At 69.5% G+C, this 8,691-nt stretch carries 7 protein-coding genes; 5 read left to right on the top strand and 2 right to left on the bottom strand.

What is annotated here, in order from left to right; all coding sequences use genetic code 11:
• Window positions 1-242: 242 nt before the first annotated feature.
• The 4 genes from ACFWPJ_RS06685 (at window position 243) to ACFWPJ_RS06670 (ending at window position 5,316) form a co-directional block, all read left to right on the top strand.
• The gene (locus ACFWPJ_RS06685; protein ID WP_378848042.1) at window positions 243-1,115 is read left to right on the top strand and encodes a DMT family transporter; all 873 of its coding nucleotides are present in this window, start codon (window positions 243-245) and stop codon (window positions 1,113-1,115) included.
• A 42-nt stretch (window positions 1,116-1,157) separates the two neighbouring features.
• On the top strand, window positions 1,158-2,594 hold the full coding sequence (locus ACFWPJ_RS06680; RefSeq protein WP_378848040.1) for a GuaB1 family IMP dehydrogenase-related protein: 1,437 nt from the start codon (window positions 1,158-1,160) through the stop codon (window positions 2,592-2,594).
• A gap of 309 nt (window positions 2,595-2,903) precedes the next feature.
• The gene (locus ACFWPJ_RS06675; RefSeq protein WP_378848037.1) at window positions 2,904-4,259 is read left to right on the top strand and encodes a hemolysin family protein; all 1,356 of its coding nucleotides are present in this window, start codon (window positions 2,904-2,906) and stop codon (window positions 4,257-4,259) included.
• Complete coding sequence (locus tag ACFWPJ_RS06670; RefSeq protein ID WP_378848034.1) at window positions 4,252-5,316, top strand: hemolysin family protein; 1,065 nt, start codon at window positions 4,252-4,254, stop codon at window positions 5,314-5,316. The genes ACFWPJ_RS06675 and ACFWPJ_RS06670 overlap by 8 nt, the downstream gene beginning before the upstream one ends.
• A 26-nt stretch (window positions 5,317-5,342) precedes the next feature.
• Here ACFWPJ_RS06670 and ilvD read toward each other — a convergent pair whose 3' ends face one another.
• Both ilvD and ACFWPJ_RS06660 read right to left on the bottom strand, forming a co-directional pair.
• A complete protein-coding gene (ilvD, locus tag ACFWPJ_RS06665) occupies window positions 5,343-7,034 on the bottom strand; it encodes a dihydroxy-acid dehydratase (protein WP_378848031.1) in 1,692 nt (563 codons plus the stop codon).
• A gap of 9 nt (window positions 7,035-7,043) precedes the next feature.
• Window positions 7,044-7,793, bottom strand: coding sequence for an ATP-binding cassette domain-containing protein (locus tag ACFWPJ_RS06660; protein ID WP_378848061.1), 750 nt, complete (start codon window positions 7,791-7,793; stop codon window positions 7,044-7,046).
• Between the two features lie 375 nt (window positions 7,794-8,168).
• Here ACFWPJ_RS06660 and ACFWPJ_RS06655 point away from each other — a divergent pair, with 375 nt between their 5' ends.
• Window positions 8,169-8,591, top strand: coding sequence for a DUF6924 domain-containing protein (locus ACFWPJ_RS06655; RefSeq protein WP_378848029.1), 423 nt, complete (start codon window positions 8,169-8,171; stop codon window positions 8,589-8,591).
• Window positions 8,592-8,691: the final 100 nt, after the last annotated feature.

The following is an 8,691-nucleotide window of genomic DNA, read 5'->3' as shown; positions in this document are numbered from 1 at the left end:
CCCCCCGGCCCCCCCCCCCCCCCCCCCCCGCGCCCCCCCCCCCCCCCCGCTGCTCTTTCCTGGACGACTGATCCGGGACCGCGCGCGCCGGTCGAGGCACCGCCGCCACGCGTCCGGCCCGGGTCGCTCAGTCCGATCGATCAGGGCATTGCGGCGCAGTCGAGCGTCCCTGAGCGGACACCGACGGCGACTCACCGACGGCACACCGTCCCCGCCACCCACAGATCCGCCACACTGACCTCGTGACGAACCGTCCGATCGCCGCGATCGTGTGCGCCCTCGTCGCCGCGCTCCTGTTCGCGGTGGCCTCGGTCGCGCAGCAACGGGCAGCCGCGGCCGTCCCGGAGGGATCGGCGCTGATGCGGTCCCTGCTCCGGAGCAAGCGGTGGTGGGCCGCGATCGTCGGTGACGTCGGCGGGTACGGCATGCAGGTGCTCGCTCTCAGCCTCGGCGCGGTACTGGTGGTGCAACCAATTCTGGTGAGCTCGCTGGTCTTCGCACTGCCACTGTCGGCGCGGTTGAACCATCAGCGGATCACCGGGCGGGCCGCCGCGACGGCCTTGGTCCTCGTCGCCGCCCTGGTCGTGTTCCTGATCGTCGGCGACCCGACCGCGGGCGAGGAGACCGCGCCGCTGCGAGAGTGGCTGGTGCCCTTGGCGATTCTGCTGAGCATCGTCGCCGTCGCGACCCTGGCCGGGCTGCTCGTGCCCAACCCGTCGGGGCGGGCGCTGGCCCTGGGTCTCGCCGGTGGCGCGCTGTTCGGCCTGGCCGCCGCGCTCACCGACCGCGTGGTCACCCTGTTCGACGACGGCCTGGGCGCCGTGCTCACCGGCTGGCAGACCTGGGCGCTGGTAGCGGCCGGCCTGTTCGGCTTCTACCTGCAACAACGGGCGTACCAGGCCGGACCGCTGGCCGCGTCGCTGCCCGCCGCGGCGGTCGCCGAACCGCTCGCCGCCGCGTTCCTCGGTCTCACCGCCCTCGACGAGCAGCTACGCACCGACCGCGCCGGTCTGATCGTCGTCGCCGTCAGCGTCGTGGTGATGTGTGTGGCTACGGTCGCGCTGTGCCGGTCCCAGGCGGCGCCGCTGTCCGAGACGGGCGAACCCGTGCGCTGAGAGGTCGCCCACGCCGACCCTCACAGGGCTATCATCGGCCAAGTGCGCTTTCTTCCGGGACCCCAGCCGCCGTATGACCTGACCTACGACGACATCTTCCTCGTCCCGAACCGGACGGATGTCGCGTCCCGGTTCGATGTGGACCTGGCCGGCGTCGACGGGTCCGGCACCACCATCCCCCTCGTGGTCGCGAACATGACCGCCGTCGCGGGCAAGCGGATGGCCGAGACCGTCGCCCGGCGTGGTGGCATCGTCGTCCTGCCCCAGGATCTGCCGCTCCCGGCGGCCGCCGAGACCATCGCGTTCGTGAAGAGCCGCTCGCACACCGCCGACACCCCCGTCACCCTCGACCCCGATCGATCGGTGTCCGACGCGATGGCGCTGATGCACAAGCGCGCGCACGGCGCTGTGGTCGTCGTCGAGGACGGCAAGCCGGTCGGTGTGGTCACCGAGGCCGCCTGCGCCGATGTCGACCGGTTCGCGCGACTCCGCGAGGTCGCGGTCACCGATTTCGTCCAGGCCCCCGTGGATCTGTCCCCGCGCGAGATCTTCGACCGGCTCGCCGAGGACCACGCCCAGCTCGCCGTGCTGACACACACCGACGGAACCCTCGCAGGTGTGATGACCCGCACCGGCGCGATCCGCGCGGGCATCTACACCCCCGCGGTCGACGCGAACGGGAAGCTGCGGATCGCCGCCGCCGTCGGCATCAACGGTGACGTGGCAGCCAAGGCGAAGGCGCTGGCCGAGGCGGGCGCCGACGTGCTCGTCCTCGACACGGCGCACGGCCACCAGACCAAAATGCTCGAATCATTGCGTACCGTCGCCGATCTCGGGCTCGGACTGCCGCTGGTCGCGGGCAATGTGGTCTCGGCCGAAGGCACCCGCGATCTGGCCGAGGCGGGCGCGACGATCATCAAGGTCGGTGTCGGCCCCGGCGCCATGTGCACCACCCGCATGATGACCGGCGTCGGCCGCCCGCAGTTCTCCGCGGTGGCCGAATGTGCCACGGCCGCCAAGGAACTCGGCGTGCACGTGTGGGCCGACGGTGGCGTGCGGCACCCGCGCGACGTCGCGCTGGCACTCGCGGCCGGTGCGTCGAACGTGATGATCGGCTCCTGGTTCGCCGGCACCTACGAATCCCCCGGCGACCTGCGCGTCGACCGGGACGGCAACGCCTACAAGGAAAGCTTCGGCATGGCCTCCAAGCGCGCCGTCGCCGCGCGCACCGCCGCCGACAGCGGCTTCGACCGGGCCCGCAAGGCCCTGTTCGAGGAGGGCATCTCCAGCTCGCGCATGCGCCTGGACCCCGAGCGCCCCGGCGTCGAGGACCTCATCGACCACATCTGCTCGGGCGTGCGCAGCTCCTGCACCTACGCGGGCGCCCGCACGCTGCCGGAGTTCCACGACCGCGCGATCCTGGGTGTGCAGTCCGCTGCCGGTTTCGCCGAGGGCCGTCCCCTGCCCAGCGGCTGGTGACTCCGGCCTGACAACGGCCGACCGGAACCGCTGTTCCGGTCGGCCGCCGTCGTTTCCGGACCTGTCCGCCCGTCTGCCGCCGCCGGCCCGCGCCGCTGACGCATCATCGGTGGGGACCGATTACTATGGAGTTGCCGATCTCGGCAGCGCTTTTTCCCACCGCGAAAGGATCCAGTTGTCACCCGCGTCCAAGGGCGCCACACAGGAGGGTTCCTCTACGGAGCCGGGTGACCAACCCGGCGTCCTCCTTTTCGCAGCGTCCGTTCGATCTCTCGATTTCCCCGCCGCACCGCCCGGGTGGTGCTGAGGATGTCCATCGTTCTGACCGTGCTCAGCCTGATCGGTTTCGTGGCTCTCACGCTCGGCACCGCACTGTTCGTCGCCGCCGAATTCTCCCTCACCGCGCTGGAACGCAGCACCGTCGAAGCGGCGGCCCGCGCCGGTGATGTCCGGTCCCGGCTGGTCAAGCAGGCCCATCACACCCTGTCGTTCCAGCTCTCGGGCGCCCAGCTCGGCATCACCATCACCACGCTCGTCACCGGCTTCATCGCCGAACCCGTGCTGGCCCGGTTGCTCGACCCGCTGCTGGACGCGGCCGGGCTGAGCCCGACCGCCGCGCACGGTGTCGCCCTCGTCCTCGCCCTGGTCCTGGCCACGTCGCTGTCGATGATCTACGGCGAGCTGGTGCCCAAGAACATCGCGATCGCCAAGCCGATGGCGACGGCCCGGCTCACCGCGGGCCCGATGATCGGGTTCTCGGTCATGTTCAAATGGCTGATCCGTTTCCTCAACGGCGCCGCCAACTGGATCGTCCGCAGGCTCGGTATCGAACCCGCCGAGGAACTGCGCTCGGCCCGCTCACCGCAGGAGCTCGGTTCGCTGGTGCGTACCTCCGCCCTGCGCGGCGCCATGGATCAGCGCACCGCCCAGGTGATGGACCGCTCGCTGGAGTTCGGTGAGCGCAGTGCCGAGGATCTGATGACACCGCGGGTGAAGGTCGAGTCGCTCGATCGCGACGACACCATCGCCGACCTCATCGCCGCCTCCGCGCGCACCGGATACTCCCGGTTCCCGGTCATCGACGGCGATCTCGACAACGCGCTCGGCGTCGTGCACGTCAAGCAGGCGTTCACCCATCCGGCGCATCTGCGCAAGCAGATCCCGTTGAGCAGGCTGGCCGTCGCCGTGCCGATCGTGCCCGCGAGCCTCGACGGCGACGACGTCATGGAGCGGGTCCGCGCCGACGGCATGCAGGTGGCGCTCGTCGTCGACGAGTACGGCGGCACCGCGGGCCTGGTGACCATGGAGGACCTGATCGAGGAGATCCTCGGCGACGTGCGCGACGAGCACGACGAGGAGGAACGCGATGTGCGCCGGGTCTCCGACGGCTGGGACTGCTCGGGCCTGATGCGCATCGACGAGGTGTCGCGGGCGACCGGATACGAAGCGCCGGAAGGTGAATACGAGACCCTGGGTGGTCTGGTGCTGACCCAGCTCGGCCGGATTCCGGCCACCGGCGACGAGGTGGTGCTGCCCGAATCCCGCGGTTCCGGCGGCGGCTGGATCGTCAGGGTGGAACGGATGGACGGGCGGCGCATCGACCGGGTGCGGTTGATCCCCGTCGACGCGGCGTACCTGGCGGCACGGGAGCACAATCATGGGTGACCTGTTCGGCATCGTGCTGACCTTCGTGCTGCTGGCGGGCAACGCGTTCTTCGTCGCCGCCGAGTTCGCGCTGATCTCCGCCCGCCGCGACCGGCTGGAAGCCCTTGTCGCCCAGGGCAAGAAGAAGGCGCAAACCGTCATCGAGGCGGGCGAGAACCTGTCGATCATGCTGGCGGCGGCCCAGCTCGGCATCACCATCTGCTCGATCCTGCTCGGCCGGGTCGGCGAGCCCGCGGTGGCGCATCTGCTCGAGCGGCCGTTCGAACTGGCCGGCCTGCCCGATCAGCTGCTGCATCCGGTGGCGTTCACCCTCGCGCTCACGGTGGTGGTGATCCTGCACATCCTGCTGGGCGAGATGGTGCCGAAGAACATCGCGCTGGCCGGTCCGGAACGCTCGGCGCTGCTGCTGGTGCCGATTCATCTGGTCTGGTTGCGGATCGCGCGCCCGCTCATCGCGCTCTACAACTTCCTCGCCAACGTCTCGCTGCGGGCGATGCGGGTCGAGCCGAAGGACGAGCTCGACGCGACGGTGTCGACGGTGGAACTGGCCGAGATGATCGGCGAGTCGCGCTCGGAGGGGCTGCTCGACGAGGAGGAACACCGCAGGCTCACCCAGGCGCTGGGCACCTCGGAGCGGATCGTCGGCGATGTGATGGTGCCATTGGCGCAGGCGCGCTCGGTGCCGTTGCGCGGCAACGGAACCACGCTCGGCGACATCGAGGCCGCGGTCGGCGAGACCGGCTTCTCCCGGTATCCGGTGCGCGCCATCGACGGGTCGCTGGTCGGCTACCTGCACGTCAAGGACGTCCTGGACAAGGTCGCCGACGACAGCGCGGGCCCGGAGACGCAGATCCCGCGCACCGATATCCGGCCGCTGCCGACGGTGAGCACGGGCACCACCCTCTACGAGGCGCTGGCCCGGTTGCGCCGTACCAACAGCCATCTGGGCCGGGTGGTGGACGGCCGGGGCAACACCGTCGGTGTGGTGGCGATGGAGGACCTGATCGAGGAGTTCGTGGGCACCGTGCGCGACGGTACCCATCGCCTCATCGAGTAAGCGTTGCGCGGGCGGTCGCCGAGGTGTTACCCGGTGACCGCTCCGTGCGCGGCCGAGCTGACGAGCTTGCGGTACTTGGCCAGTACGCCCGAGGTGTACTTGGGCGGCAAGGGCTCCCAGCCGACCTTGCGTCGGGCCAGTTCGTTCTCGTCGATCTCGACGTCGAGGATACGATTGGCGACGTCGAGGACGATCGGGTCACCGTCTCGGACGAAGGCGATCGGCCCGCCGTCCACGGCTTCGGGGGCGACATGGCCGACGCACAAACCGGTTGTGCCGCCGGAGAATCGGCCGTCGGTGAGCAGCAGGACATCCTTGCCGAGGCCTGCCCCCTTGATCGCACCGGTGATGGCGAGCATCTCGCGCATGCCGGGGCCGCCCTTGGGTCCCTCGTTGCGGATGACGACCACGTCACCGGCGACGATCGTGCCGTTCTCGAGCGCGTCCATCGCGGCGCGCTCCCCGTCGAACACCCGCGCCGTCCCGCGGAAGACGTCGGAGTCGAAGCCCGCGCTCTTCACCACGGCCCCTTCGGGTGCCAGTGAGCCGTGCAGGATGGTGAGCCCGCCGGATTTGTGGATCGGCTGATCGAGCCGCCGGATAACCTCGCCGTCGAGGCCCAGCTCGAGGTGCGCGAGGTTCTCGGCCATGGTCTTGCCGGTGACGGTCATGACGTCGCCGTGCATGAGGCCCGCGTCCAGGAGGGCCTTCATCACCACGGGGATGCCGCCGACCCGGTCGACGTCGTTCATGACGTAGCGGCCGAACGGTTTGAGGTCGCCCAGGTGCGGCACCTTGTCGCCGACCCGGTTGAAGTCGGCGAGGGTGAGGTCGACCCCGGCCTCGCGGGCGATGGCCAGCAGATGCAGCACGGCATTGGTGGACCCGCCCAGGGCCATGACGACCGTGATGGCGTTCTCGAACGCTTCCAAGGTCAGGATGTCGCGCGCGGTGATGCCCCGGCGCAGCAACTCGACGACGGCCTCACCGGACTTGCGGGCGTAGTCGTCCCGGCGACGGTCGGGAGCGGGCGGGGCGGCCGATCCGGGCAGGCTCATGCCGAGTGCCTCGGCGGCCGAGGCCATGGTGTTCGCCGTATACATTCCGCCGCAGGCGCCTTCGCCCGGACAGATCGCCCGCTCGATGCGGTCGACCTCGTCGCGGGTGATCAGGCCCTTGATGCAGGCGCCGACGGCCTCGAACGCGTCGATGATGGTGACGTCCTTGCCGTCGACATTGCCCGGCAGCGTCGAGCCCGCGTAGAGGAAGACACTGGCCAGGTCCAGCCGCGCGGCCGCCATCAGCATGCCCGGCAGGCTCTTGTCGCACCCGGCGAGCAAGACGGACCCGTCGAGGCGCTCGGCCATCATGACGGTCTCGACGGAGTCGGCGATGATCTCACGACTGACCAGCGAGAAATGCATGCCCTCGTGGCCCATCGAGATTCCGTCGGACACCGAGATCGTGCCGAACTCGAGCGGATAACCACCCGCCGCGTGGACACCCTCCTTCACCGCGTCGGCCAGTCGGTCGAGCGAGAGATTGCAGGGGGTGATCTCGTTCCAGCTGGAGGCGACACCGATCTGCGGTTTGGCCCAGTCCTCGTCGCCCATGCCGACAGCGCGCAGCATGCCGCGGGCAGCGGTTTTCTCGAGGCCGTCGGTGACATCACGGGAGCGCGGTTTGATGTCGATCGACGGGTCGGTATCGGATGCCATGGGACAAGCCTACGACCCAGGAAACGCCGACCGACGCCCCACACGCGGGGCGTGTCCTCGCCCAGGCGAGCAAATGTGGAGAGGTTGTGGGAGTTTTCCAGGGATTTCGAGCAGATGGCGGCCGATGACGACGGATGGGACCCCGAGTTCTCCGCGGACGGCACCCGCATCGTGTTTGTCTCCGGGGGCGCCGTCTGCGTGATCGACGCCGACGGAACCGATCTGCGACAGCTGACCAAGCGGACAGGCCACGGCGAGGCTTCGCGAGACAACCCCGGGTTCTCGCCGGACGGGTCGATGATCGTGTTCAGCTGGGACAACGCGATCTGGATGATGGAATCCGACGGTGACCACGCCCGGCCGGTACTCGCGGACGAGCACAACAATTTCACGCCGGTCTTCACGCCGGACGGGACCGGCATCGTCTTCGCCAGCGGCCGAAGCCAGACCAGCCTGGGCGAGGTCGAGCGCTTCGCCGTAGTCCTGGTCGGCGCCGGGACGGCCCGCGGCCATGGCCTCGGTCGCCTCGTCGAGGCGCTGCATCGCGGCGCGGGCGGCGGCCAGGTGCTCGTCGATGACGGCGCCGACGGTGCGCTCGTCGTGGTCGGGCATCTCCTGGGTGGCCAGCGCCAGCGTGCCGACGCGCTGCACCGCGCCGTCGTCGGGGATGAGCAGCCCGGCGAGGACGTGCAGCAGCGTGGACTTGCCGCGCCCGTTCTCGCCGACGATCCCCCACCGGGATCCCGGTGACACCGTCATGTCGACGCCGTCGAGCACGGTGCGCTCACCGCGCTGGACACGAATGTTCTGGCAGGTCAGTTGTGCCCGCGCACGGGCAGGCCGAATTCGGTTGGTCATGGCTTCCTCCGGGCACGCGTCACCCACTGCGGGGTACGGGATGTGCCTTGGTCGATGAACGCGCACAGCGGGCGCGAAGAAACATCGATGGCGGGGCCGTCAGCTGTCCGTCGGTGCGGACGCGGGCCCTGAGCTCTTAGAGGAGGTACAAATGCACGGTGTCGACGATAACAAGGTCGCGGAGACGCGTCGACTGTGTTTCTCGCTGCTACGCGCCGACAACGCGCAGACCCGCTCGATCATCGACCTTTGCTGCCGTAGTGCACAATCGGGCGTATGGCACGATCTCTGCCCCAGGGCGAATCGCTTCTGGTGCGTACGGACTTCACCGACGACGCGGCCTGGGCCCACACCCTCGCGGCGGTCATGGCGTCCTACGACGAAGACACGATGACCGAGCTGACACCCGTCGACGACGTGACCTTCGACGGGCTGACCCCCGCCGACCTGGGTGATCTGATCGATGGCCAGACCTCTGTGTTCCTCGCCGACACCACCACGATGACCGACCCCGAGCACCCACTGCTGGCGGTCGATACCAGCGACGAGGATGTCCGAGGGGACGGCGACCCGGTGTTCCGGATCGCGCCGATCGCGATGGCCGAGGTCGAGGTCAACCTCTCCCTCGCCAACATGGACTTCGAGGACTACGCCGGCAGCGTCGACGACGACGGTGTTTTCCGCGGCTTCGATCGGTGAACGCGGCGGATACTCATGACCGGCTACAGGCTGGTACCGGCTCCTGATCAGGGCCGCCGTGTCACATCACCCCGAGCAGGTCTTCGAGACGGATCGGCAG

It is taken from the genome of Nocardia sp. NPDC058497 (assembly GCF_042720195.1).
In the GTDB taxonomy this organism is placed as follows: Bacteria; Actinomycetota; Actinomycetes; order Mycobacteriales; family Mycobacteriaceae; genus Nocardia.
The sequence above is the reverse complement of the archived record's forward strand: the minus strand, read 5'-3'. Positions and strand labels throughout refer to the sequence as shown.

Coding starts and splice junctions, on each gene's coding strand:
- ACFWPJ_RS06675 (WP_378848037.1), top strand. CDS start 2,904: ATGTCCATCGTTCTGACCGTGCTCAGCCTGATCGGTTTCGTGGCTCTC.
- ACFWPJ_RS06670 (WP_378848034.1), top strand. CDS start 4,252: ATGGGTGACCTGTTCGGCATCGTGCTGACCTTCGTGCTGCTGGCGGGC.
- ilvD (WP_378848031.1), bottom strand. CDS start 7,034: ATGGCATCCGATACCGACCCGTCGATCGACATCAAACCGCGCTCCCGT.
- ACFWPJ_RS06660 (WP_378848061.1), bottom strand. CDS start 7,793: ATGACGGTGTCACCGGGATCCCGGTGGGGGATCGTCGGCGAGAACGGG.
- ACFWPJ_RS06655 (WP_378848029.1), top strand. CDS start 8,169: ATGGCACGATCTCTGCCCCAGGGCGAATCGCTTCTGGTGCGTACGGAC.